Source organism: Catenovulum sp. SX2, assembly GCF_052056295.1.
GTDB lineage: Bacteria > Pseudomonadota > Gammaproteobacteria > Enterobacterales > Alteromonadaceae > Catenovulum.
In genome coordinates this window covers 2796920-2821492 of record NZ_CP182493.1, presented here as the reverse complement: position 1 = coordinate 2821492, position 24573 = coordinate 2796920, and the positions used below count along the sequence as shown (strand labels likewise).

General features: G+C 41.4%; 22 protein-coding genes. 2 read left to right on the top strand and 20 right to left on the bottom strand.

The window, feature by feature from the left end; translation table 11 throughout:
* Positions 1-179 precede the first annotated feature (179 nt).
* The 15 genes from ftsZ to gmhB form a co-directional block, all read right to left on the bottom strand.
* Complete coding sequence (ftsZ, locus tag ACMZOO_RS11760) at positions 180-1352, bottom strand: cell division protein FtsZ (protein WP_440903529.1); 1173 nt, start codon at positions 1350-1352, stop codon at positions 180-182.
* Positions 1353-1384: 32 nt separating this feature from the next.
* A complete protein-coding gene (ftsA, locus tag ACMZOO_RS11755; protein WP_016957115.1) occupies positions 1385-2620 on the bottom strand; it encodes a cell division protein FtsA in 1236 nt (411 codons plus the stop codon).
* A 14-nt stretch (positions 2621-2634) separates the two neighbouring features.
* Positions 2635-3384, bottom strand: a complete 750-nt coding sequence (locus tag ACMZOO_RS11750) for a cell division protein FtsQ/DivIB (RefSeq protein ID WP_440903528.1) — start codon at positions 3382-3384, stop codon at positions 2635-2637.
* 2 nt (positions 3385-3386) lie between these two features.
* Complete coding sequence (locus ACMZOO_RS11745) at positions 3387-4310, bottom strand: D-alanine--D-alanine ligase (RefSeq protein ID WP_440903527.1); 924 nt, start codon at positions 4308-4310, stop codon at positions 3387-3389.
* Positions 4307-5788 carry a UDP-N-acetylmuramate--L-alanine ligase gene (gene murC, locus ACMZOO_RS11740; RefSeq protein ID WP_440903526.1) on the bottom strand — a complete coding sequence of 494 codons (1482 nt, stop codon included), beginning with the start codon at positions 5786-5788 and terminating at the stop codon, positions 4307-4309. Before murC ends, ACMZOO_RS11745 begins: the two co-directional genes overlap by 4 nt.
* Entirely contained in the window at positions 5785-6885 is a 1101-nt protein-coding gene (murG, locus tag ACMZOO_RS11735; protein WP_440903525.1) for an undecaprenyldiphospho-muramoylpentapeptide beta-N-acetylglucosaminyltransferase, read from the bottom strand. Before murG ends, murC begins: the two co-directional genes overlap by 4 nt.
* Positions 6878-8179 (bottom strand): cell division protein FtsW, encoded by a 1302-nt coding sequence (ftsW, locus tag ACMZOO_RS11730; RefSeq protein WP_440903524.1) that lies wholly within the window; start codon positions 8177-8179, stop codon positions 6878-6880. The genes murG and ftsW overlap by 8 nt, the downstream gene beginning before the upstream one ends.
* Before the next feature lies 1 nt (position 8180).
* Positions 8181-9266, bottom strand: coding sequence for a phospho-N-acetylmuramoyl-pentapeptide-transferase (gene mraY, locus ACMZOO_RS11725; RefSeq protein ID WP_440903523.1), 1086 nt, complete (start codon positions 9264-9266; stop codon positions 8181-8183).
* Positions 9260-10684, bottom strand: coding sequence for a UDP-N-acetylmuramoyl-tripeptide--D-alanyl-D-alanine ligase (locus ACMZOO_RS11720; protein ID WP_440903522.1), 1425 nt, complete (start codon positions 10682-10684; stop codon positions 9260-9262). Before ACMZOO_RS11720 ends, mraY begins: the two co-directional genes overlap by 7 nt.
* Complete coding sequence (locus ACMZOO_RS11715) at positions 10681-12237, bottom strand: UDP-N-acetylmuramoyl-L-alanyl-D-glutamate--2,6-diaminopimelate ligase (RefSeq protein ID WP_440903521.1); 1557 nt, start codon at positions 12235-12237, stop codon at positions 10681-10683. Before ACMZOO_RS11715 ends, ACMZOO_RS11720 begins: the two co-directional genes overlap by 4 nt.
* On the bottom strand, positions 12230-13966 hold the full coding sequence (locus ACMZOO_RS11710; protein WP_440903520.1) for a penicillin-binding transpeptidase domain-containing protein: 1737 nt from the start codon (positions 13964-13966) through the stop codon (positions 12230-12232). The genes ACMZOO_RS11715 and ACMZOO_RS11710 overlap by 8 nt, the downstream gene beginning before the upstream one ends.
* Positions 13963-14286, bottom strand: coding sequence for a cell division protein FtsL (gene ftsL / locus ACMZOO_RS11705; protein WP_440903519.1), 324 nt, complete (start codon positions 14284-14286; stop codon positions 13963-13965). The genes ACMZOO_RS11710 and ftsL overlap by 4 nt, the downstream gene beginning before the upstream one ends.
* Entirely contained in the window at positions 14273-15214 is a 942-nt protein-coding gene (gene rsmH, locus ACMZOO_RS11700) for a 16S rRNA (cytosine(1402)-N(4))-methyltransferase RsmH (protein ID WP_440906301.1), read from the bottom strand. The genes ftsL and rsmH overlap by 14 nt, the downstream gene beginning before the upstream one ends.
* A 15-nt stretch (positions 15215-15229) precedes the next feature.
* Entirely contained in the window at positions 15230-15688 is a 459-nt protein-coding gene (gene mraZ / locus ACMZOO_RS11695) for a division/cell wall cluster transcriptional repressor MraZ (RefSeq protein WP_026016914.1), read from the bottom strand.
* 479 nt (positions 15689-16167) lie between these two features.
* Positions 16168-16707, bottom strand: a complete 540-nt coding sequence (gene gmhB / locus ACMZOO_RS11690; protein WP_440903518.1) for a D-glycero-beta-D-manno-heptose 1,7-bisphosphate 7-phosphatase — start codon at positions 16705-16707, stop codon at positions 16168-16170.
* A 90-nt stretch (positions 16708-16797) separates the two neighbouring features.
* On the opposite strand from gmhB, the gene ACMZOO_RS11685 reads away from it, so the two are divergent.
* Positions 16798-17541 (top strand): 3-deoxy-D-manno-octulosonic acid kinase, encoded by a 744-nt coding sequence (locus tag ACMZOO_RS11685; protein ID WP_440903517.1) that lies wholly within the window; start codon positions 16798-16800, stop codon positions 17539-17541.
* Between the two features lie 794 nt (positions 17542-18335).
* Here ACMZOO_RS11685 and waaA read toward each other — a convergent pair.
* From waaA to ACMZOO_RS11665, 4 genes are all read right to left on the bottom strand, one after another.
* A complete protein-coding gene (gene waaA / locus ACMZOO_RS11680; protein ID WP_440903516.1) occupies positions 18336-19604 on the bottom strand; it encodes a lipid IV(A) 3-deoxy-D-manno-octulosonic acid transferase in 1269 nt (422 codons plus the stop codon).
* Positions 19605-19649: 45 nt separating this feature from the next.
* Complete coding sequence (locus ACMZOO_RS11675; protein WP_440903515.1) at positions 19650-20555, bottom strand: glycosyltransferase family 2 protein; 906 nt, start codon at positions 20553-20555, stop codon at positions 19650-19652.
* A 76-nt stretch (positions 20556-20631) separates the two neighbouring features.
* Positions 20632-21357, bottom strand: coding sequence for a class I SAM-dependent methyltransferase (locus ACMZOO_RS11670; protein ID WP_440903514.1), 726 nt, complete (start codon positions 21355-21357; stop codon positions 20632-20634).
* A 20-nt stretch (positions 21358-21377) separates the two neighbouring features.
* Positions 21378-22472, bottom strand: a complete 1095-nt coding sequence (locus tag ACMZOO_RS11665; protein ID WP_440903513.1) for a glycosyltransferase family 4 protein — start codon at positions 22470-22472, stop codon at positions 21378-21380.
* A gap of 121 nt (positions 22473-22593) precedes the next feature.
* On the opposite strand from ACMZOO_RS11665, the gene ACMZOO_RS11660 reads away from it, so the two are divergent.
* Positions 22594-23634: a glycosyltransferase gene (locus tag ACMZOO_RS11660; RefSeq protein ID WP_440903512.1), complete on the top strand. Its 1041-nt coding sequence runs from the start codon at positions 22594-22596 to the stop codon at positions 23632-23634.
* Here the strand turns inward: ACMZOO_RS11660 and ACMZOO_RS11655 are convergent.
* Positions 23631-24476 carry an ATP-grasp fold amidoligase family protein gene (locus ACMZOO_RS11655; protein ID WP_440903511.1) on the bottom strand — a complete coding sequence of 282 codons (846 nt, stop codon included), beginning with the start codon at positions 24474-24476 and terminating at the stop codon, positions 23631-23633. The genes ACMZOO_RS11660 and ACMZOO_RS11655 overlap by 4 nt on opposite strands.
* Positions 24477-24573: the final 97 nt, after the last annotated feature.

The window sequence follows — 24573 nt, the reverse complement described above, 5'->3', positions numbered from 1 at the left end:
CGCAACTTAACTAATTTAAGTTGCAGCACATGTTTGTTTGCAACAGCACAATTAATAAGCTGTTGCGCACATGTAAACTATGCGTCCATTATAACACATTAGACCAGTGCAAACGATAAAGCGTTACTGACAAACTGTATATTTGTTAAACAATACACAGTTTTCCTCTATTGAGGAAATTAGTCTGCTTGCTTACGTAAAAACGCTGGAATATCCAAATAATCTAAGTTTTGCGCTGCATTTGAGTCACTTGCAGGTACATGCGCTGGCGCAGCTGTACGCTCTTCAATTGCAACAGCTGCAGAGCCTGCAGCAACTTCTGAACTACGGAAGTTGCCAACCGGACGCTCATTTAAACTTACTTTGTTGTTTGGTACTAAAGAGATATCTGGACGCGTATCACCAATACCTGTTGCAACAACAGTTACACGTAATTCGTCAGTCATATCCGCGTCAATTACCGCACCAACAACTACAGTCGCGTTTTCAGATGCAAAACCTTTAACTGCATTACCAACAGTTTCAAATTCTTCAATGCTGATATCCATACCCGCAGTAATGTTTACTAAGATACCGCGTGCACCTGCTAAATCCACGTCTTCTAATAACGGGCTAGAAATTGCAGCTTCTGCCGCTTCTTCAGCACGGTCTTCACCAGAAGCCACACCTGTACCCATCATAGCTGTACCCATTTCAGACATAACTGTTTTCACGTCTGCAAAGTCAACGTTAATTAAACCTGGACGGGTAATTAACTCAGCAATACCTTGAACTGCACCTTGTAATACATTGTTAGCTGCTTTAAACGCATCTAACAAGCTAGTGCCTTTACCTAGTACTTTTAATAATTTGTCGTTTGGAATTGTGATTAATGAATCAACATGTTTAGCTAATTCTTCAATACCAATATCCGCGTATTGCATACGCTTTTTGCCTTCAAATGGGAAAGGTTTAGTCACAACAGCAACTGTTAAAATCCCCATTTCACGGGCAATTTCAGCAACAACTGGTGCAGCACCTGTACCTGTACCACCGCCCATACCAGCAGCGATAAACACCATATCCGCACCACGAATGGCTTCTTGGATAACTTGGCGATCTTCTTCTGCCGATTTACGACCAATTTCAGGGTTAGCACCTGCACCTAACCCTTTAGTTACGTCACGACCCAACTGAATGGTAGTTTCCGCAGACGAGTTGCGTAGCGCTTGCGCATCTGTATTTGCGGTAATAAATTCAACACCCTCAATTGTGTGTTTTACCATGTGCTCAACAGCGTTGCCGCCGCCACCACCAACACCAATCACTTTAATGATTGCTTCGTCGTTATGTTCACTCATCAAATCAAACATAGTTATTTTCTCCTACACACCTGCTTTTAAAATTAAAACTCACCCTTAAACCAGCTCTGAATACGCTGCCACCAGTTACTTACACCTTGATTTTCATCATGGTTTGCATACTTCTCTTGTAAGTCTTCTTTGCCATAATGTAATAAACCAATGGCGGTGGCGTAGACAGGATCGTCTACATATTCAGTTAAACCTTTCAATTTGACTGGATAACCCAGTCGGACGGGCATTTGAAAAACTTCTTCGGCTAATTCAACTGCCCCTTCCATCTTGCCTGTGCCACCAGTTAATACGATACCGGCAGCCATTTGTTCTTCCCAACCACTCTTGCGAATGTCTTCCATTACTAAGTCATAAAGCTCTTGATATCTTGGCTCAACAACTTCCGCTAAAGTGTGGCGCGACATAGAGCGTGCGGGTCTACCACCTACACTAGGCACCTCTATGCTCTCTTCCAAACTCACCATATGCCTTTGTGCACATGCATACTTAATTTTTATTTGTTCTGCATGACTCAACGGCGTTCTAAAAATTTGTGCTATGTCCTTGGTCACTTGATTACCAGCGACAGCAATAACTGAGGTATGACGAATTGCGCTGTTGGCATAGACAACTAAGTCCATAGTGCCAGCACCAACATCAACCACACCCACACCTAATTCTTTTTCATCATCGGTTAACACTGCGTAGCTAGACGCTAAAGATGATGCAACTAAGGCTTCTACTTTTAAGCCACAGCGTTCAACACATTTAACAATGTTTTTCGCCATATCGTTGGCACAGGTAATTAAATGCACTTGCGCTTCTAAACGCACACCTGACATACCAACAGGGCTTTTAATGCCTTCTTGCACATCCACACTGAATTCTTGCGGCAACACATGCAGCACCATGCGCTCTGCAGGCAATGGCACTGACTTCGCAGTATGAATAACATTGTCAACATCATCATTGGTGACTTCTTTTTCATGAATTGTCACCATGCCATTTTCGTTTTGGCACTTAATATGACGACCAGAGATCGCCAAATACACAGACGAAATTTGGCAGTCTGACATCATTTCTGCTTCGTGCACCGCGCGTTTTATCGACTTGATCACAAGTTCAATATTGTTAACCCCACCTTTGTCCATACCTTCAGACGCGTGCGAGCCAACACCAACAACACTGACTGTATTGTCGGGCAATATTTCACCTACCACAGCAACCACTTTTGCCGTGCCTATGTCTAAGCCAACGATTAAATTTCTTTCTAATGTTTTTGACATATCTACTCTGCCAATTAACCAGCCGTTTCCGGCAGCTTTATTTGTTCCCCAACCGCAAATCCCGTGTCGTAGCGTAAATCGACATATTCTACTTGATGTTGTTCCACCAAGGCAGGATAAAACTCTAAAAATCTTTTTATCCGTGCAACGCCATTTTCTCGTCCAAGATTTAGTTTTATGCCGTTGTTTAATGCCATATCAACCGCATAGCGTTCTGACATGGTCATTTCAACCGCGCTTATTCCGTGCAATGCAAGCAACTCTGAATAATCAGTAAAAAGCTTTAATGCTTTTAGTTCCTCGCCTTCTGGGCCAAACAAGTTTGGTAAACTTATTTGCAGCCTGTCTTGCCTTGCTTGGTAAACCTCACCTTTGTGATTGAGCAAAAAATCGCTATTCCAAATCACCACTGGTTTTTGTTCTACCAAATTTACTTTCAGTGTATCTGGCCACTCTTTTCGAATTGCCGCCCAATACACCCAATCAATTTTTTCTACTGCTTGTTGTGCTTTGTTTACGTCTAATGCGTAAAAACTCTGCTGCAACATAGGCAATAAAGCGTTATAAACATCCTGCTTAGTCACATATTGGTTGTTGCCTTCAACCACCAAACGTTTTACCGGCAGTTGACTGCCATCTTCCAACCATTGTTGTGTTTTAAAAGCTAACCGCACACAACTGACCAACACAGCAATAAAAAATATTACGCCAATCCAAAACGGCCACTCTGCGCGTTTAAAAAACTCCACTACAGCCGTTTTCATCTTTACTTAGCCAACGACAATATTTTTAAAACCAAAGACTCAAAGTCTAAACCTGTCGCTCGCGCTGCCATTGGCACCAAACTTTTTTCCGTCATGCCTGGCACTGTATTTACTTCTAATAAATAAAACTGACCATCCGCATCACGCATCATATCTACTCGACCCCAACCGTCTGCTTGCACTGCAGCAAAAGCTTGTTGCGCCAATTGTTGCGCATAAGTTTCATCTTCAGCATTCAAACCACATGGGCAATGATATTGCGTAGTGTTGGATAAATACTTAGCTTCGTAGTCGTAAAATCCGCGATCCGTTTGTGTGCGAATAGCAGGTAAAGCTTTGCCATCAACCACAGCTATTGTGTATTCTGGGCCATTGATAAATTGTTCAATTAATACATCTGAATCAAATTCAAACGCATTGCTAACAGCATCTGTCAGCTCAGTTACTGTTTGCGCTCGGCTCATGCCAATACTGCTGCCCTCGCGAGCTGGTTTTACAAATACACAGCCGCCTAGCGACTCTAATATTTGGGCAAAATCCAATTGCATATTTGGATTGACTCTCAGGTATTTAGCCGTTGGCAAACCACAACTTTGCCATACTTGTTTAGTACGCACTTTATCCATAGCCAAGGCAGAGCCTAATACTCGACTGCCGGTATAAGGCAAATCTAAGTATTCAAGTACACCTTGAATCACACCATCCTCACCACCGCGACCATGCAAAGCAATAAATACATGTGAAAAGCCCATTTGTTTAAGCAACAATGGCGAAGTCACTTTGGTATCAATTAGCTCAGCGTTAATACCTTGCTTAACCAAAGCTTGAAAAACCGCTTTGCCTGATTTAAGAGATATTTCACGCTCAGCAGATGTACCACCATGCAGTACAGCGACCTTTTGATATTGTGTGTTCATATCACTCATTTGCCATCCTCCAGTTGCTGCGCACTGTAGGCCTGCATTTTTTCTTTATCAAAAGCGAGCGTTTCTAATAACTTAGCCACGGCACCTATGTTGCCGGCACCTTGGGTAATGACAATATCGCCCGCTTGCAAAATATTCGACAACTCGGCTGGCAACTGCTCTGGCGTTGCTACATATACAGGATCTATCACCCCACGTTGGCGAATAGAACGACATAAACTGCGGCTATCCGCGCCAACTATGCTGGCTTCGCCTGCGCTATATACTTCTAATAACAGCAATAAATCGACTTGTGATAATACTTGAACAAAATCATCGTACAAATCACGTGTACGTGTATATCTATGTGGCTGATAAGCCATGACTAAACGTCGTTCAGGATAAGCAGCACGAATCGCTTTAATGGTTGCTAAAACTTCAGTTGGATGGTGACCATAATCGTCGATAAACTCAATTTCACCATCAGCCACTGGGTATTGACCCAATTGTTCAAAACGTCGGCCTATGCCTGCAAACGCATCTAATGCAGCTAAAATTTGTGCATCTGCTATGCCTTCATCAGTTGCGACAGCGATTGCCGCGGTTGCATTTAACGCATTGTGATAACCAGGTAAATTGAGCTTAACCTGTAAATCCGGCAAGTTTTTATGCAAATTGCGTTTCACCACAAAGTGGGTTTGTTTGCCAATTTGTTTAAAGTCGCTGATTTGGAAATCAGCACTTTCACTAAAACCATAGGTAATATAGTTACGACCTATTTGTTCGGCTAACTTAGCAACATTTTCGTCGTCAATACACAACACAGCCAAACCATAAAATGGTAGGTTGTGGAGAAATTCTTTGTAAGTTGCGAGCATTTTGTCGAAGTCACCGTCATAGGTATCCATATGATCGGCTTCGATATTGGTCACCACAGACACCATAGGCTGTAGATGTAAAAACGACGCATCACTCTCATCAGCTTCAGCAACTAAATAGCGGCTACGACCTAATCTTGCATTAGTTTGTGCACTGTTTAAGCGCCCGCCAATAATAAAAGTGGGATCAAGCTCAGCTTGGCCAAACACACTTGCAATTAAACTGGTTGTTGTGGTTTTACCATGTGTGCCCGCAACCGCAATGCCATGGCGATAACGCATAATTTCCGCAAGCATTTCTGCACGGCGGATCACCGGGATACGTGCATTGGTTGCAGCAACCACTTCTGGGTTATCTTGTTTAACCGCGCTAGAGATCACCACAACATCAGCACCCGCGACATTTTGTTCGCGGTGGCCGATCATAATTTCAGCGCCAAGCTCTGTTAGTCTTTGTGTATTGGCACTTTCGGCGATATCTGAGCCAGATACTCGATAACCATCTGTCAACAATACTTCAGCGATACCACACATACCCGCACCACCAATGCCAACCATATGAATCAGGTTGACGCGGCGCATTTCTGGTATTTTAAATTCGCTATTGTTGGTTACTTTCATTTTTGTCCTACTGCTAATAATTCTATTTCTGCGGCGACATTTTTTTGCGCATCCAGTTTTGCAACCTGAGCGCAGGCTTGTGCCATTTGTTGTAACTTGTTTTGCCCATCGGCAAATAATTCTTCTAACACAGGTTTTAACAAACCTTGCGCTAACTGCGATTGGGCTAAAATTTTAGCCGCGCCAACACTTTCTAATGCCTGTGCATTCTTGGTTTGGTGATCGTCTACTGCGTGTGGCAATGGCACAAAAATACTCGCAACGCCAATGGCGGCGATTTCCGATACAGTTAACGCTCCCGCACGGCATATCACTAAATCAGCTTGGGCATATGCACTGGCCATATCACCAATAAATTCAAGTACCTGAGCTGACATTTGCTTGTTATCCGCAAGTTGTTGATAAGCTTGTTCTGTAACCTGCAAGTTGCCTTTGCCACACTGATGGACAATGTTAATTTGCACCTTTGTATCTAACTGCGCGATAGCCTGCGGCACATAAGTATTTAATGCTTGTGCACCTAAACTGCCACCTACCACTAAAATTTTAACCGCCGCTTGTCCATCAACAGTTACATCTGTGCGTCGCTGCGGTTTGGCTAAAATATCTGCACGAATTGGGTTACCGACGACAGCATAATTGTTTAAACCCGCCACTTGCTCAAACGCACAAAATACTTTGTTTGCCCACTTGGCTAATATTTTATTAGTCATACCAGCAACTGCATTTTGCTCGTGTATCACTAACGGCGTGCCAGTAAGCTTAGCTGCAATTCCACCGGGTAAAGCGACATATCCACCAAAACCTGCAATAACATTTGGTTTAAATGTTTTGATAACTTTACGCGCCGCAAGTACAGCTGCTAACAACTTAAATGGTGTCAGCAACTTAGTGATAAAACCTTTGCCACGCACACCTTTTATTTTGATAAATTCAATATCGTAACCTGCCTGTGGTACTAGGTCTGCTTCCATGCGGTCAGCTGTGCCTAACCACAAAATTTGCCAACCTTTTGCAGCCAATTCATCTGCAACCGCTAACCCAGGAAAAATATGCCCGCCAGTGCCACCAGCCATAATCAAAAGACGTTTATTCATTTAATAACGCCTCCTGAGTTGTGATAGCTGGCGTTGTCTGCTCGTCTGATTTAGCTTTTTTATTCGATTTATTTTTCGCTTTAACCAAAGTATTAACTGACTTACGTGTTGCTTGGGTTTTCATTAATCTTAATTCGTGATCAATACGGACAATTAATGCAACCGCAATACTCATAACAATTAAACTACTACCACCATAACTAACCAAAGGCAGAGTCAAACCTTTAGTTGGTAATAAACCCGCACTTGCGCCAATATTGACCGCTGACTGAAAACTCATCCAAATTGCAATTGCATACGCAACATAACCAGCAAATGGGCGCTCAGCCGTCATTGCTCGATTACCTAAACTTAAGGTTTTGCCGACCAAACAAAATAGCGCGATAACCACAACAGCTACACCAAAATATCCAAACTCTTCAGCTAAAATTGCAAAAACAAAATCTGTATGTGCTTCTGGTAAATAATCTAGTTTTTGAATACTGTTACCTAAACCCATACCAAACCAGTCACCACGGCCATATGCCATTAAACTCTGTGTAAGCTGATAGCCATTACCAAAAGGATCAGCCCATGGGTCCATAAAAGACAAAATTCGGCGCATACGATATGGCTCAACCACAATCAAAACAACTATGGCGAAAATACCGGTTAAAAACAGCGAGAAAAACTGAATTAACTTAGAGCCAGCCAAAAACAATAAACCAACAGTAGTGGCAAACATCACAATCACAGTGCCCAAATCTGGCTGCATTAATAACAAAAGTGCCAATACAAAAAACACAGCTAGCGGTTTTAAAAAGCCTTTTAAATTCTGCTTAATCTCTTGCTCACGTCTAACTAAATAACCAGCCAAATAAGCAAAGAAAAATAACTTTGCAGGTTCTGCTGCTTGAATATTAATTGGGCCAATCGCCAACCAACGAGTTGCACCATTAACAGTGCGGCCGACTATGAGCACTGCAACCAATAACAACAGAGCTGCCATCAATAAATATGGGTTATATTTTTCCCACCAACTGAGTGGTAGTTGTACAACAAATAAGGCGATACCAGCAGCCAACACCAAATAAATGCCATGGCGAATAACAAAATGCAGCGGATTATCAAACTCTCGCATCGCATAAGGCAAAGATGCAGAAGCAACCATAATCAAACCTAACATAGCCAAAGCCAACGCCAACAATACAATACTGCGATCATATAAATCGTGCGCGTCAGAAACACCAAAAGCGCTTTGCCAAAAGCGCTTCAAATGTTCATTAAATGTTGGTTTTGCTTGCTCTGTTTGCATTTTATCTTAACTTGAGTGTTGCTAATCCAATCAAAACTAATACCAAACTAATAATCCAGAAACGGACTATTACCCTAGGCTCAGGCCAGCCTTTTAATTCGTAATGGTGATGTATAGGTGCCATTCTAAATATGCGTTGGCCGCGTAACTTATAACTGCCGACTTGTAAAATTACCGACACTGTTTCCATTACAAACACACCGCCCATAATCACTAAAACAATTTCTTGCCGTACCAATACAGCAATTACGCCTAAAGTTGCGCCTAGTGCTAATGAACCAACATCACCCATAAATACTTGTGCTGGATAAGTGTTGAACCATAAAAAGCCTAAACCGGCACCAAATATTGCGGTACAAACTATCACCAACTCACTGGTTTCTGGAATGTACGGAATATTTAAGTAAGACGAAAAGTTTACGTTGCCGGTTACGTAAGCAATGATGGCAAATGCACAAGCAACCATAATGGTTGGTACTATAGCTAAACCATCTAACCCATCTGTTAAATTAACAGCGTTACTGGTGCCGACAATCACAAAATAAGTTGTGACAATAAAAAACAGCCCAAGCTGTGGCATCACTTCTTTAAAAAATGGGATCAACAACTGAGTTTCAGCCGCTTGCTGTTGTGTCATATACAAAATAACCGCAACAATAGTCGCTGTGACTGACTGCCAAAAATACTTCCAGCGAGCGATTAAGCCTTTGCTGTCTTTGCGGATCACTTTGCGATAGTCATCAACAAAACCAATTGCACCAAATGCCAACACTACAAACAAAGTAACTAATACATATCTATTGGTTAAATCTGCCCACAACAAAACCGAAGTTGCGATTGACCCCAAAATCAACAAACCGCCCATAGTCGGCGTGCCTGATTTTGATAAATGAGATTCTGGCCCATCATCACGCACAGTTTGACCAATCTGCATACGTTGCAAATAACGAATCAGCTTAGGTCCCAAATAAAGAGACAAACCTAAACCAGTTAAAATGCTTAATATCGAACGGAAAGTTAGATAAGAAAAAACATTAAAACCGGGATCAACATTTTCAGTTAACCATTGTGCTAACCAAACTAACATGCGCTACCCTCCACAGCATTAGTGGACTGATAGTGCGCTACTAACATATCAACTAGCTTGTCCATGCCAGAACTACGAGACCCTTTAATCAAAACAACTACCTTCTGATTGTGTTGTGGATCAGCGATAAACTGATCAATTTGTTGTATCAGTGTTTGATTTAACTTATCAAATGAATCGAATTGGTAATTGGCATCAGCTTGTGCGAACTTGACCCAATCACCTTTAACATAAAAGCCGTCTAACTCTGCATTCAGCGCGTATTCACCCACTTGCTGATGAATATCTTGCGCATATTTGCCCATTTCGCCCATATCACCCATTACAAACAGGCGTTTGGCATTAGCATGTTTGAGCAAATCAATTGCAGCTTGCATCGAACCTTGATTGGCGTTGTAACTGTCATCAATAACGGTAAGCTGACCTAATTGAATAGGTTTAACTCGGCCAGCAACAGTTTGTGCTTGACTCAAGCCAGTGCAGATATGCTCAGGTTTAATACCTATAGCTAACGCACAGCTAATTGCCGCAAGTGCATTGTTGGCATTGTGAATACCTGGAATATTCAAAGTTACCGGATATTCACTGCCGCAATAAACCCAGCTAAATTCAGCACACAAACTTTCATTTAGCTGCAAATTAACTAAATAAACATCCGCAAAAGGTTCGGTGGAAAAACGAATTTGTGGACGCCCGCCGATAACCGGCAACCAATCATCCGCACAAGCTAAATCAGCATTAACAATCGCAATACCTTGCTCAGCTAAACCACTGTATATTTCACCTTTTGCTTGCACAACACCTGCAATTGAGCCAAAACCTTCTAAATGTGCTGCACTTACGTTATTCACCAAAGCAACATCAGGTTTGACCAAATTCACTGTGTAGGCAATTTCACCTATGTGATTTGCGCCTAATTCTATGACAGCGTATTCATCTGACGCAGATAATTGCAACAAGGTCAGTGGCGCACCAATATCATTATTAAAGTTGCCTTTAGTCGCTAAAGTTTTACCTGCTTGGCTACAAATCGCCGAGAGCATTTCTTTAACTGTGGTTTTACCCGCACTGCCAGTTACCGCAATAGTTTTAACTTTTGCTTGTTGTTTGTTATACGCAGCAATGACACCAAGTGCGATACGTGTATCCGCTACTACGAGCTGAGGTACATCAATATTCTGCTGCTGGCTGACTATTAAAAATTCAGCACCGGCATCAACCGCTTGTTGGCAAAAATCATGGCCGTCAAAACGCTCACCTTTAAGCGCTAAATAGCAGTCACCTTTAGTTATTTTACGCGTATCGGTTGAAATATGACTCACAGTCAAAGCCAATACTTGTTCAAGCGAATATTGGCTAGATGCAATCAGTTGGCCTTGGGTAACTTGTTGTAACACAGCTAATGTTTGGCTGATCATGCTTGCGCCTCCATTAGCTGTTTAACAAACGCGCGTTCATCATATTCAACAGCACCATCAGCTAAAATTTGTTTAGTTTCATGGCCTTTACCTGCAACTAAAATTAAGTCGTCGCTTGCAGCATTTTCAAGTGTTTGGACAATGGCTTTTTTTCTGTCTTGTTCAACAGAAACTTTATTCTTCGCTGATATGCCAGCTAAGATATCAGCAACAATTTTTTCCGGTGATTCACTTCTAGGATTGTCATTGGTGACCACTAGATAATCAGCTAACTCCGCAGCAATTTCTCCCATCAGTGGACGTTTTTGTGCGTCTCTGTCACCACCACAACCAAACACAACCCAAAGTTTTCCTTGGCAATGTTGTCGACTTGCTTGCAAAGCTTGCGCCAGCGCATCAGGCGTGTGAGCAAAATCAACAACTATCTTGGCTTTATTGCTGGCGCTAAATACTTCCATACGACCCGCACAGGCAGTTAATTTAGCAAATGGCTGTTGATTATTAGAGATACAAGATTCGAGCAAATCAGAATTAACATGCTGCAACATTGCCAAAGCAGTTAAAGCATTATTTATATTAAATTCACCAATCAAAGGCACATGCCAGTCAACTTGCTGTGGATTTGCCTTATCGGCAGACGTAAGCGCTACCTTGATATCAAAACCCTGCTCTACTGCTTGTACTGAGTCAACTTGCCAAGCGTTTGTATGCAATTTAGCTGCATTGCGGCCAATGGCTAAAACATTGTGATCCGCATCTATACCCCGCTGTTTGATAACCGACTGCAGCAAACTTTGTCCGTACTCATTGTCGGTACAAATAACTGCAAAAGTATTGGGATTTTGCAAAAACAAACTTTGTTTACAGACAAAATAACTCTGCATGTCTTGATGATAATCTAAATGGTCGTGGGTTAAATTGGTAAAAGCAACTGCCGCAAACTGACAACCGGAAACTCGATTTTGCGCCAAAGCGTGCGAAGATACTTCAATTGCAACTTGGCTGACTTCCGAATCCAACATATTGGCTAACAACTGCTGCAAAGTAAAAGCATCAGGCGTTGTTAAACCCTGTTTTGCTGTATGTTTATTCTTGTCCGCATCCCACCAATAACAACCTAAAGTGCCGATATAACCTGAGTTTTTTTGAATACCTAGGCTTAACTGTGCAAACATATCAGAAACTGTGGTTTTTCCATTTGTTCCTGTTGTGCCAACTAAAGCTAATTTATGGCTCGGATGATTAAACTGAATAGATGCCAATATCCCAGTTAAGCGAGACAACTGATAAACCGACAAACACGGCGTGTCAGCAACAACTGAAAGCGCACCATGCTCAGCGTCATCTAAAGTTTCCGCTAAAATAAAAGTCGCCCCGTGTTCAACAGCTTGCTCAGCATAAGCTAAACCATGTTGTTGATGGCCTTGTAAAGCAACAAAGCAGTAACCTGTTTTAATTTGACGGCTATCTATCGCTAAACCAGCCACAGTTTGTGCTGGTAGCGTTAATTGAATAATTTGTTCAATACTATGTTTCAAGTCTAAATCAGGCATCGTTTTGTGCCTCCTTGACTTGAGCTAGCTGCAAATCATCATTTTTGTCGGTTGGCACATTGAGAATTTGTAATGCGCCACCCATCACTTTACTAAAGACAGGCGCGGCAACTTCACCACCGTGATATTTATCACCTTTTGGATTATTAATCAGTACAACCAAAGCAAGCTTAGGATTAGAGATAGGTGCTAGGCCGGCAAACAAACCTACATAGTCGTTACCATAACCACCAGCAACCGCCTTGCGACTAGTTCCTGTTTTACCAGCAACTCTATATCCCTCAACCGCTGCTCTATGACCTGAACCATCTTCGTCTAATACAGCTTCCATCATCTTCAATAATTGACGGCTCGAACTATGCGAAAAAACCCGTTCGCCGGGTAATGGTTGTTCTAATTTTAAAATGCTTAAGGGGCGGCGTACTCCGCCATTCCCGAGTGTCGCGTACATTTGCGCGAGCTGAGTTGCTGTTACCGACAACCCATAACCAAAAGATAAAGTTGCCCGTTCAAAATCAGACCAGCGCCGACGGTCATAAAATATGCCGGAGCTTTCACCTAATAAACCTGTGCCAGTATCAGAGCCAAAACCTGCGTTATAAAAAACATCTAAAAATTGTTCGGTTGGCAATTCAAGCGCAAGTTTAGTGGTACCAACATTACTGGACTTTTTCAGCACGCCGTCCAAAGTTAATTTTCCGTGGTTTTGACCACTATCACTCACTCGACGACCACCAATCTGCAACCAACCAGGTGACGTGTTGACTATAGTATTGGCATTAACGCTGCCAAATTCTAACGCGGCTAACACAGTGAGCGGTTTAACTGATGAGCCAGGCTCAAAAGTATCGGTAATTGCACGATTGCGCATAGCTGCGGCAGTAATGGTTTTACGATTATTTGGGTTGTATGAAGGACTATTGACCATAGCGAGCAATTCGCCCGACTCAATATCAACAGCAACCACAGAACCTGAATCAGCTTCGTAATACTGCACGGCTTTTTTCAATTCTTGGTAGGCTAAAGTTTGAATACGTTGATCAATAGACAAAACCACATCTTTTGCTTGCTGTGATTCTTCTTCCGCCAAAACGTCAATAGTGCGACCTTTAGCATCACGTAAAATGCTCTTTTTCCCTTCTTCACCAGTCAATGCATCGTTATAAAGTTTTTCAATACCATCTATACCAATGTCATCTATATTAGTAATACCAACTAGGTGGGCATTAACTTCCGCTGCTGGATAATAACGTTTAGATTCTGGACGCAAATGTACACCAGGCAATTTTAAATGGCGGACATAATCAGCCATTGCTGGCGAAACTTGGCGGGCCAAATAGACAAAACGGCCATTAGGATTGCTGGCGACTCGTTCAGTTAATTCGTTTAAATCAACACGTAAAATATCCGCTAATGCTCGCCACTCACGTGTTTTTTCCAGTGATTTACTTTGAGCAATTTGTTTAGGATCAGCCCAAACCGTATTTACCGGCACACTAATGGCTAACTCTAAACCATTACGGTCTGTGATCATGCCACGCAACACAGTATCAGATAAGGTTCTGTGGGTACGCATATCACCTTGTTCACGCAACATATCTGGCGAAATAACTTGAATATAAGCAGCACGAGCTAACAAAGCACAAAATACCAGCGAGATCACGCCAAAAACGGTATAAAACCGCCAGCGTGCTGTACCTGCTTGTAATTGAACTTTACGTTTATTCATGGTTGTTTAATAACTTTCTCTTGTTGACCTTGCGGTCTGACCATATTGAGTTTTTCTCGTGCTATTTGTTCAATGCGGCTATGCTCAGATAACGCATTGTGCTCAAGCAACATATGTCGCCAATCTATATCTAATTTGTCTTTGTCTTCCAACAACTGCTGAACTTCAGCATTCAGCTGTCGATTGCCCCATGCGTAATAAATCACTGCGTAAGCAGAAATCAGCACAGCAACAATTAAAATAATCATCCAAATATGCGCAAACCAGTCGGTTACTAGCACCTTTGCCAAATTTGGTTGGCGCGCCTTAACGTCCGACACGCTCTGCTATCCTCAATACCGAGCTGCGAGCTCTCGGGTTGAGTTCCAACTCAGCTTTAGTTGGTTTTATCGCTTTGCCAATAGGCTTTAAGCTAATGTCTTTATTCAATTCAGCATCAGTAACAGGTAAACCCCTAGGCACAGGTTTAGCTTTACTCTGATGGCTGATAAAACGTTTTACTATGCGATCTTCTAGCGAATGAAAGCTAATCACCGACAAACGTCCGCCGTTAGCCAAAATATTGGTTGCCGCAGTCAAAGCCACTTTGATCGCGTCTAATTCACCATTCACTTGAATTCTTAATGCTTGAAACGTACGAGTTGCAGGGTGTTTACCCGGTTCCCGCTTCTTTATTATTCGTTCCAATAAACTAGATAAATCACTAGTTCGCTTAAAAGGTTTTTCGTCTCTGTCGTGCACAATCACCCGAGCTATGTGGCGCGCAAACCTTTCTTCACCATATTCTTTTAATACAAATGCAATATCATCTTCGTCGGCATGCTGTAACCACTCAGCAGCACTGACACCGACTGTTGGATTCATGCGCATATCTAACGGCCCATCACGCATAAAACTGAATCCGCGTTCAGCTTCATCAAGTTGTGGAGAGCTAACACCTAAATCGGCTAATACACCATCCACTTTGCCAACTAAACCACGTTGGTTCATTTCATGTTCTAATTGACTGAAATTAGCATGAATAATTTCAAATCTTGGGTCGTCAAAATGTTCCTTCGCCCAAGCAATCGCTGTTGGGTCTTGGTCAAACGAATACAAGCGACCATTTTCACCTAATTTGTCTAAAACCGCTCGGCTATGGCCACCACGACCAAAAGTGCAATCCACATAGACGCCGTCTGGTTTAATGGCTAATCCATCAATTGATTCGGCTAATAGCACACTTATATGTCCAGACGCTTGCATAATATTTCTTATTTTTTGTTATAAATTAAAGTCTTGTAAATTGTCGGTTAACTCGAAGTCACCAGACTCGATAATTGCCATATCTTCAGCTTGGCGCGCTTCCCATGCTGCTAAATCCCATATTTCGAATTTGTTCAGCTGGCCGACTAACATCAATTGTTTTTCTAATCCTGCATGCGCACGCAAATTTGCGCTGATATTAAAACGGCCGTTTTTATCAATTTCGTTATCAACCGCATTGCCCAACATTAAACGTTTGTATCTACGCTCGCTTGGGTTGTTATCGCGTAATCCACGCAGGCGTTTTTCAACTTGCTCCCACTCAGCCATGGGATACAAGAGTAAACAAGGTGAATATATGTCAATTGTGCACACGATTTGGCCGTTGCTATCTTCTAGCAACTCATCACGATAACGGGCCGGAATTGCGATCCGACCTTTGTCATCCATTGTGATGGGATTGGCCCCTCTAAACACTTGAATTCACCTGTTTCGATTAACTGTTGTTGTTTGCTCTATGGGTGAGTTTATTCAAATTAATAAAATTTGATCCACTTTACCCCACTTTACACCACGTTTGCACAGTTTGAGATTGAGATAAAGTTTTGTCAAGGCTAAATTTGGGCAAACGATCCCATTAAACATCCTGTATTTAAAGGTAAAAACGACAAGTGGCTGAAAAGTGGTGAAAAATGGATCGAGGTGGAGTGAATGTGGTGAAAAGCGATATTTAGAACAAAAAATTACACACTAATTACCTTTTGTTCTAAATTTATTTGCTATTGATAATTATTTTCATTTGCATTCGTGGATTTAATCAGTAATATAGTCCACAGAGTTAATGATTAACCCACAGTTATTAACTCTTCTCCGTGGCTTGAAAGCGGTAAACGGTTTGTTAGCTCATTGCACACCGTCTACCGCTTCTTTTTTATCTCCAACTTCCATATATAACTTTACGCTAACTTAATATGTGCAGTCGCACTGGCGATACCTGTCGCTGGGAGAGCCTGTGCCAAAGTGCGATCTTCAGATATCAATATTCGCTGGGGTACACCAGCGCTTTCTGCAGCTTGCATATCGGAAATTCTGTCACCTATCATAATCGAACGCGATAAATCTAACTGCAGTTCACGCGCTGCACGTTTTAACATGCCAGGTTGAGGTTTGCGGCACAAACAGTTGTGTTGATATTGCACCCCACCATAATCTGCATGGTGTGGACAATAATAGAAGTTATCTATCGTAACGCCATGTTCAGCAAATTGACTTTGCATCCAAGCATGTAATGTTTTTACATCTTCTTCTGTATATAAACCACGCGCGACCCCAGCTTGATTAGTCACGACAACAATTGCGTATCCCAATGCTTTAGCTTGTTGGCACAATTCAAATATGCCAGCGCAAAATTCTATTTCGCTAATCTGATGCGCGTAGCCAGTATCAACATTGATTACACCATCTCTATCTAAAAATAACGCAGGTTTTAGCGACAATTTGAAGGTTCCTGTAAAAAGTTGCACATATTTTGTTATCGCTTTTTATCCGTGTATACTGACAAAAAACAATAATAAGAGCAGTGAATTTTGCCATATTTAGCGACTATCTCAAATTTTAGCGACAATTCCGGCTATTTAATAGCGCCACCAGATTCCCAACTGGTGATAACGCCAGAGTGGTTTGATGTTGAACATTGGAATCAGCAAGACGCGATAATTGGTCAATCTACAGGCCGCAACATCACCTATTTTTTTGAAACAGGTCAGCAGAAGTATGTGCTGCGTCATTATTACCGTGGTGGATTGGTTGGCAAATTTGCTAAAGATGGTTACTTCTATTTAGGCGTACAAAAGTCTCGTGTTTTTTTAGAGTTTGAAATGTTGTTGCAAATGCAGCAGCTAGGTTTACCCGTTCCTACCCCTATTGCAGCCAAGTTATCTCGACATTTATTGCATTATCATGCTGACATCATTATGCAGTTAATTGACAACGCCACAGATCTAATAGGCATTTTGCTTAAACGCCCACTTAAAGCAGAAGAGTGGCAAAACGTCGGAAAAACTATCGCCAAGTTCCATCAAAATGGTGTTTACCACGCTGATTTGAATATTCACAATATTATGCTGGATGCTGATGGCAAAGTTTGGTTAATTGATTTTGATCGCGGTGAGTTTAAGCCTAAAGATAAAAAATGGCAGCAAGCTAATTTAAAACGTTTATTGCGTTCGTTTGAAAAAGAAAAAGGCAAATTCCCGCACCTAAATTGGCATATGCATAATTGGCACACAGTAGTACATGCTTATCAATCACAAATGAGTAAAGGGAAGTAACCCGACTTCTAGATTCAGCCCAGCTTTATATCTTGCGCACTTGTGTAGGTCGCTTCAAGTTCCCACGAGTTAAGTCCATTTGAAGCATGGTTTTCAAAAAACGCTGTAAACCCATCCATGGGCGCTCTGCTTTATCATCCCTGATAAAGAAGTTTTTGAAAACCAGCATTCAAACAGACTCATCACCAACTAAGGTGTCGCTGCAATCATTAAATCCTGCACAAACACAACTTACAGCAATATCAATGTATGGGAGTATGGGAATTGCGAACAAGTGAACCAACCTTGAATTATAGGGATATAATTCCGGAGCGACCAAGGATGGTGTAAAGCGTTTGGTGAGCTGTTTGGAATTTCCATGCGACCTTGCAGCAACTAATAGAGATTTGTGAAAGTTGCGTCAAGTTCCCACTGTCTAAGTCCATTTGAAGCATGATTTTCAAAAAACGCTGTAAACCCATCCGTGGGCGCTCTGCTTTATCATCCCTGATAAAGAAGTTTTTGAAAACCAGCATTCAAACAGACTTGTATCTAACATTTTTATCGCTATGTTTACTAGGCACCTTCAACAATGAACTAGCAGCAACTCAGGTGTGCATGAGGTGTATGGGCGTGTTGCGAGCAAAACTTCACAAGATAGGGGCGAATGAAGACCGAAGCAACGCTTCGCAGCTGAATGAGGTGGAGCCATGGACGGCGACAGGGCTGGAGCTTCAAGGACGAAACACCTATTAATGTTGTTTGTAGTCAGATGTGAGAAATACCCCATATGCCTTATGCGAGGAATATCCTTTTTAAATCGAAAACTTACCCTCTATCACATGCATGGTTTTTTGCACCGCGCCTTGATTACACATAACCACATCGGTTGCCGCTAACGCAGCTTGATGCAATTCAGTATCAGATGCTAACCAAGCCAAAAGCTGTTGGGCAATTTCATCAGCGTTGTTCACCACCCGCAAAGCGCCATTTTCGATAAGTTGGGCACAAATATCTGCACAATTAGTTTGATTGGGGCCCATTAAAATAGGTTTTGCCAATGCCGCAGGTTCAAGCGGGTTGTGTCCACCAACATCAACTAAACTCCCACCAACATAAGCAATATGCGCCAAAGCGTAAAAAGCAATTAACTCGCCCATAGAATCCACCAACCAAACATGGGTTGATTCAGTCACAGGCTGTAAACTACTACGGCTAACAAACTCCAAATTAGTTTGTTGTTTAAGATATTGAGCCACCTCGGCAAAACGCTCTGGATGGCGTGGAACCAATATCAATAACGCATTTGGATGCTGCTGCAATATTTGTTGATGTGCGCTTATTACTTGCTGGTATTCATCAGGATGCACACTCGCAGCAATCCATACTTTACGTTTTAAATTATGCTGCTGATAAAATTCGGCGGTTTTTTCCGGTAAATAATCCGGTAACTTAACATCAAATTTTAAATTGCCACTGGTGACAACTTTCGGGGTAAATCTTTGATAACGCTTTTCAATAGTTTTGTTTTGCGCACAAATTTTGTCGAAACAACGAAATACCGGCAAAAACAAACTCCTAAACTGCCAATAACGAGCACATGAACCTTTAGACAATCGGGCATTCACCAAAAACAACTTAGTATGCTGATTTTTCAGTGCCAGTATCCAATTCGGCCATAACTCTACTTCGGTAAAAATAGAAGTTTGTGGTTTAAAATAACGGGCGAAACGCCAGCTTGAAAAAAAGCCGTCGAGCGGTGCGAGTACATGAATAACATCGTCAGCAAATAACCGATTAACTTGCTCAGCCCCTGTCGGCGTTGAAGTAGTAACAACAAAAATGCGGTGAGGATGGGCTTGTTTTAATGCTTTGATCAAAGGTGCGGCTGCGTTTACTTCACCCATTGACGCACAATGAATATGAATACAGCCCTGTACTTTATCTTTTAATCCGGCAGGGTAAAAAGCAAAACGCTGCATTAATCCACTGCGGTAGCGGCTGTCGCCAATAGCGCGCCAGCCAAAATACACCAAGATAATTGGCAGTAACAACCACCAAATTAATGAGTAAATAATCCGCATTGGTTATTGTTTTATATCCTAAAAACTAACCTGAACTCTGGTTAACTATTTAACCACTTTCTTTTGTACTTTACGGGTGGCGATCCGAATATCAGACATAGCGCTGTTTTCAGCGTAGCGACCTTTTTTGATATGGCGAATTTGAAAAACACCGTCGATATCAATCGCAATACCATCAGAGCCGACCAACCAACGAAAAGCGGTATCTTCATAAGTTTTGCGCCAACGATCAGACTCAGTTTGAAAAATTCGAATGTTATCGCAGTAACCAATTTTACGCGCAACATCACCATGGACAATTTGGTAAGGGCCAATAGCTTTACTACGTGCGTGCGATTTAAATGAGCTAGTATCAATTTCAACTACTTTAGGCTCAGCATCCGCTTGCAACATAGGATCGTTTTCTTCAAGCATATCGGTAACTTGAATCGCTTTCGGAAAATATAAAGTATCAGTTTTGCCTTGCAGTTGTTGAGCTAGCGAGTCTAAACAATTTTCATGAAAAATAATGTCACAATCCGTAAACCACACCCAATCCGCTTTGGTTGATAACGCAGCTTGATTACGGCCAATACCACGGCGGAATAATTGATGTTTATCACAGGCAACCCAATTCCAACTGACATTAGGCACACTAATGGTCGAGAATAAATCTAAAGTTTTTTTAGTTGCTGTGTCTTCTTCTGAATAAAACACAGTAACAGTTAAATCGAGTTCTTTTGGCGGATGATTCACAAACGAACTTAGTTGATAAATCAGCATATTCGAATATTGCCAACAATGGCTAACCATTTCTAACGAAAGTTTGCCGGTTTTCGCTTGGCGCTCTGCAATCTTAGGTAATGATTTTCGAAAAAATGATACCGGCACTATATGTTTGATGACTAAACGAAATAGCTGAGTGAAAAATTTATTATATTTAGAATGCGGATAAGTTTTAGTTTCAATCATAAAGAAAAGTTAGCTTGCCGAAATTGAAAATAGTCTAACATAGAATATTGATTGGCAAGCTAATTGATTCTATGTGTTAGTTAGCTTTTTTAAAAGTTAGTACAGTTAATTGCCCTTTGTGCGCTATTTCAAACATAGGGAACTGCTCGGCAATCTTGATATGCGCATAGCGGTTGTCTTCTATAATGTACACAGCATCGTCGGCTAAATGGGGCAATACACTATGCAAAGTTTGCAATATTGCTTCATCTGTGTGGCAACCGTCATCAATACAAATATTAATTTTTTGCCCGTCTAACAAACTGCCCAAATAAGTTTGATTGTCTGCATACTGGTCAAACTCATTTAACTCTGGCTGCTGACTTTTGAAAGCGCCTAAAGCTTTCAAGTTGTCCATATTGTTTAGCGTATGGCTTAAATCAATATCAAATCCCATAATACGTGCAGATTTAAACAAATCGCACCACATGGCCAAACCATTACCTTTTAAGATACCAATTTCTACTAACAGCAAATTGTCGCGACCAAGATAATTTTTCAGATACTTGGCGTACATAGAAGCGTAGCCATGATGCAGCATACGATCACCACCTATCATGCCACCTTTTTGCAGTTGAACTTTGCTTCTTTTATCGTGTGGAGACACTTTGATACGCGGTACACCAGTTTGAATACCACCATACTTTAATTCACTGCCAATTAACCAAGCTTTACCACCTAACTCAGCATTGGGTAGTTGATGCTGATAATACTTAGATTGAGCAAAACGCAGTGGTTGTTTAACAAGCTGTTGAATTTTCATAAAAGTCCTTTTGTTATTTGTTAGAGTAAATTTTGATAAAGCTCACAGAGTTTGAGCGCTTCGGTTTCAACACCATATTGATTAATAATGGTTTGATGTGCTCGGCAACCTAATGCCATACGTTGTTCTGGCCGGGCGGCGAGCATGTGTAATGCATTGGATATCGCAGTTTGGTCGTTTACTTCTACCAATAAACCATTTTCGCCTGAATGAATAATATCCGGCCAAGCGCCCGCTTTAGTTGCAATAACGGCCGCGCCACAACTCATAGCTTCCAATACAGTTAAACCAAACCCTTCGTTTTCACTTAAAGCACAAATAATGTCGCAAGCTTGCATCCACTTAACCACATCAGTAAATACTTGCTCACCTAGAAACTTAATGCGATGCGACAATTTTGCCGACGAGATTTTTTGCTGCAACTGACTAACATATTCTTGGTCATCAATTGCCCCACAAATAATGGCTTGAAAATCAGGCACTTTTTCGCAGGTTTGAATGCAGGATTCAACAAACAAATGCACACCTTTTTGCCGACGCACTCGGCCAAAAATACCCGCCATATGCAACCTTGGGCGACCGAGTTGCTCGCGTAATTCTGCCCTATCAATAACTGGCGTAAATTTTTTACAATCAACCCCATGTGGAATAATTTCAGCAACTTCAAATGGCAAATAACTGGCGGCTGCTGAGTTAGTAGATATAACACAGTCCATTTTAGCCATTAACCAACGGGTAAATTCAGAATGCTGCCGCTGGGCGGTTGAGGTGAAGAGTATTTTTAGTTTGATGCCAAACAAGTATTTGAGAAGCAAAGCTTGGATCATTTCATCATTACGCCTAGCATGAAAAACACGCACAGCAGAGTTTTCGGGGGCTTGCCTAAACCATTTCACAGCTTGCCAAAAACTGATAGTCAATAAAGAACTAGGCACATGACTTTTGCCCAATACACATAAAGCTATTTGGCCGTTTTGCACACTGGCTGTTTCCAACATGGTTGAGGTTACGCCAGAAAAGCGTTTATTTGAGTTACCTAAAATAAGCTGACAGGCCTGCACCTGCTGCTTAACACTTGCAGCCTGCATATATGGTGTATGACTAGTAACCGACATAACAAACTAAACCTAAACACTATTTATTTAACTGTACGCAAGCAAAATGACACTTTTATGATTTAATTTTTTGTTCATTAAAGCGTGCAAAAATGACCTAACGTTTAAATGGGAAAGAGCTATGATGGGTCAGCAACATCTAACCATAATGCATGTGCTATTTTCGCGCGGATTTGCCGGTTCAGAGCGCTCAACCGCCGAGTCGTGCAATCAACAATGCCAACAACATAAGGTTATATTGGTCATACGCAAAGGCCACAGAAAACATGGCGTTAGCATAATAGACAAACTAGATAACCGAATTAAAGTGGTAGAAATAGACCACTTTTGGTTTACCCGCTGGCATTTAAACAAACTGATAAACCACTACCAAGCAGACGTTATTCATTGTCATCTTAGACGCGCCACCCGCATTGTCGGCAAAATATCTCCGAAAGCCGCGACTGTCTCTACCTTACATATACGCGCCAATGGTCCGTATTTTAATAAAATGGATGGGTTAATTTGTAACGCACGTTGGCAAATCGCAGAATTGAAAAACAGTTATGCAGGCAAAATTCACAAAGCGCATAATTCGTTAACTCCGCATAAAACACTTAGCGCCGATGAAATAACTAAGCTGCGCGAGCAACTTGCCCCCCAACCACAAACTTACCTAATTGGTGCCGTTGGTCGTTTCCATGCAAGCAAAGCTTGGGACACATTAATAGCCGCGTTTAAACAACTCACTACCGAGCAAAAACAACAATGTAAATTGGTCTTTTTTGGTAGTGGCAGCTTAGAGCAAGAACTAAAAAAGCTCGCTGAAAATGAAGCTCAAATTGAGTTTTTGGGTTTTAAAAACAACATAAAAGACTATTACCAATGTTTAGACCTACTGGTTTGCCCTAGCCGCTTTGAGCCTTTACCTAGAGTCATATTAGAAGCTATGGATGCAGGCACACCTGTTATTGCATCAGACCAAGGTGGTTGCAAAGAACTGATAGAAGATTATGGTGGTTTGTTATTTCCGGTTGATAATGTACCAGCGTTAACTGCGCAACTCAGTTATTGCATAAGCCACAAACCAACAAGACACAAACCAGATTTAACCGCACATTATATCGAAAATGCCAATCAGGCTATCGTCGATTTTTATTTAAGCTGCATACAAGCGAGTTAAAAACTCGCTGAAAGCTCCCATAAATCGCCCCACTCTCTATCATATTTTTGTGGGGTAAATTTGCGAAAACCTGAACCATGGGCAAAAGTTAACTCACCAAAATAGATATGGCCGTCTAAGTTATATAAATCTACTCGTACATAATCAAACGGCTCAGCCAGCTTTAATGCAAGCTCCACCATTTTTGTATAGTTTTTTATCTGCGGCAACGGCTGTTGGTTGCTCGGTTTATTCAGGCTAATGTCGGTTACTTGGCCAAATTCATCGTAAATACATCTACTATGCTTAGTTTGCCTATCATAATCGACTTGTAAAAAGAACTTTTGTCCACCTAAAGAATTAAACACATGAAATTTATAATCTTCAGGCAGTTTGCCATCTTGCGAGACTAATAACTGCTCAACCAAAATTTTGGGCTGAATTTGGCTGTACCAAGGTTCGTTACGTTTTTCACCACTATTTTCAGCAAGTTTTTTCGCTAAACGTTTTGTGATGTAATTTTGATCAAACTGACCATCACGACACAAAAATACACTGCCAGAATCATGATTAGCTTTAATCACAAAATTGTCGCCGTAGTGAGCAAATTCAAGATCATCTGGTGTATCAACTACTGCAATTAACGGCACTAAAAATTCATCACCAACAAGCTTTGTTACATACTCTCTAACGGCATATTTATCTGAGCAGGTTTGAAATAAAACATGCTTTTGAAAAAATTTTCGATACTGAATTTTTTCATTAAAAGTTTTTGGCTGCCGAATATTCGGCCAATACCCATGTTTTTTATAAAAACGCATTGATGTACAAAACATTCGCCACTCAAGATTACTGATAAACATGCCTACAATCCACTCAGTGAAACACGCGTCAAAAATACGTAATCATTGTTTCACTGGAATGACACCATCCAGAGTTAACTTGCACTAATTACAAATT

Excerpts from the sequence above, each read along its gene's own strand:
- ftsZ (WP_440903529.1), bottom strand. The coding sequence starts at position 1,352 with ATGTTTGATTTGATGAGTGAACATAACGACGAAGCAATCATTAAAGTG.
- ftsA (WP_016957115.1), bottom strand. The coding sequence starts at position 2,620 with ATGTCAAAAACATTAGAAAGAAATTTAATCGTTGGCTTAGACATAGGC.
- ACMZOO_RS11750 (WP_440903528.1), bottom strand. The coding sequence starts at position 3,384 with ATGAAAACGGCTGTAGTGGAGTTTTTTAAACGCGCAGAGTGGCCGTTT.
- ACMZOO_RS11745 (WP_440903527.1), bottom strand. The coding sequence starts at position 4,310 with ATGAGTGATATGAACACACAATATCAAAAGGTCGCTGTACTGCATGGT.
- murC (WP_440903526.1), bottom strand. The coding sequence starts at position 5,788 with ATGAAAGTAACCAACAATAGCGAATTTAAAATACCAGAAATGCGCCGC.
- murG (WP_440903525.1), bottom strand. The coding sequence starts at position 6,885 with ATGAATAAACGTCTTTTGATTATGGCTGGTGGCACTGGCGGGCATATT.
- ftsW (WP_440903524.1), bottom strand. The coding sequence starts at position 8,179 with ATGCAAACAGAGCAAGCAAAACCAACATTTAATGAACATTTGAAGCGC.
- mraY (WP_440903523.1), bottom strand. The coding sequence starts at position 9,266 with ATGTTAGTTTGGTTAGCACAATGGTTAACTGAAAATGTTGATCCCGGT.
- ACMZOO_RS11720 (WP_440903522.1), bottom strand. The coding sequence starts at position 10,684 with ATGATCAGCCAAACATTAGCTGTGTTACAACAAGTTACCCAAGGCCAA.
- ACMZOO_RS11715 (WP_440903521.1), bottom strand. The coding sequence starts at position 12,237 with ATGCCTGATTTAGACTTGAAACATAGTATTGAACAAATTATTCAATTA.
- ACMZOO_RS11710 (WP_440903520.1), bottom strand. The coding sequence starts at position 13,966 with ATGAATAAACGTAAAGTTCAATTACAAGCAGGTACAGCACGCTGGCGG.
- waaA (WP_440903516.1), bottom strand. The coding sequence starts at position 19,604 with ATGCGGATTATTTACTCATTAATTTGGTGGTTGTTACTGCCAATTATC.
- ACMZOO_RS11675 (WP_440903515.1), bottom strand. The coding sequence starts at position 20,555 with ATGATTGAAACTAAAACTTATCCGCATTCTAAATATAATAAATTTTTC.
- ACMZOO_RS11670 (WP_440903514.1), bottom strand. The coding sequence starts at position 21,357 with ATGAAAATTCAACAGCTTGTTAAACAACCACTGCGTTTTGCTCAATCT.
- ACMZOO_RS11665 (WP_440903513.1), bottom strand. The coding sequence starts at position 22,472 with ATGTCGGTTACTAGTCATACACCATATATGCAGGCTGCAAGTGTTAAG.
- ACMZOO_RS11660 (WP_440903512.1), top strand. The coding sequence starts at position 22,594 with ATGATGGGTCAGCAACATCTAACCATAATGCATGTGCTATTTTCGCGC.
- ACMZOO_RS11655 (WP_440903511.1), bottom strand. The coding sequence starts at position 24,476 with ATGTTTATCAGTAATCTTGAGTGGCGAATGTTTTGTACATCAATGCGT.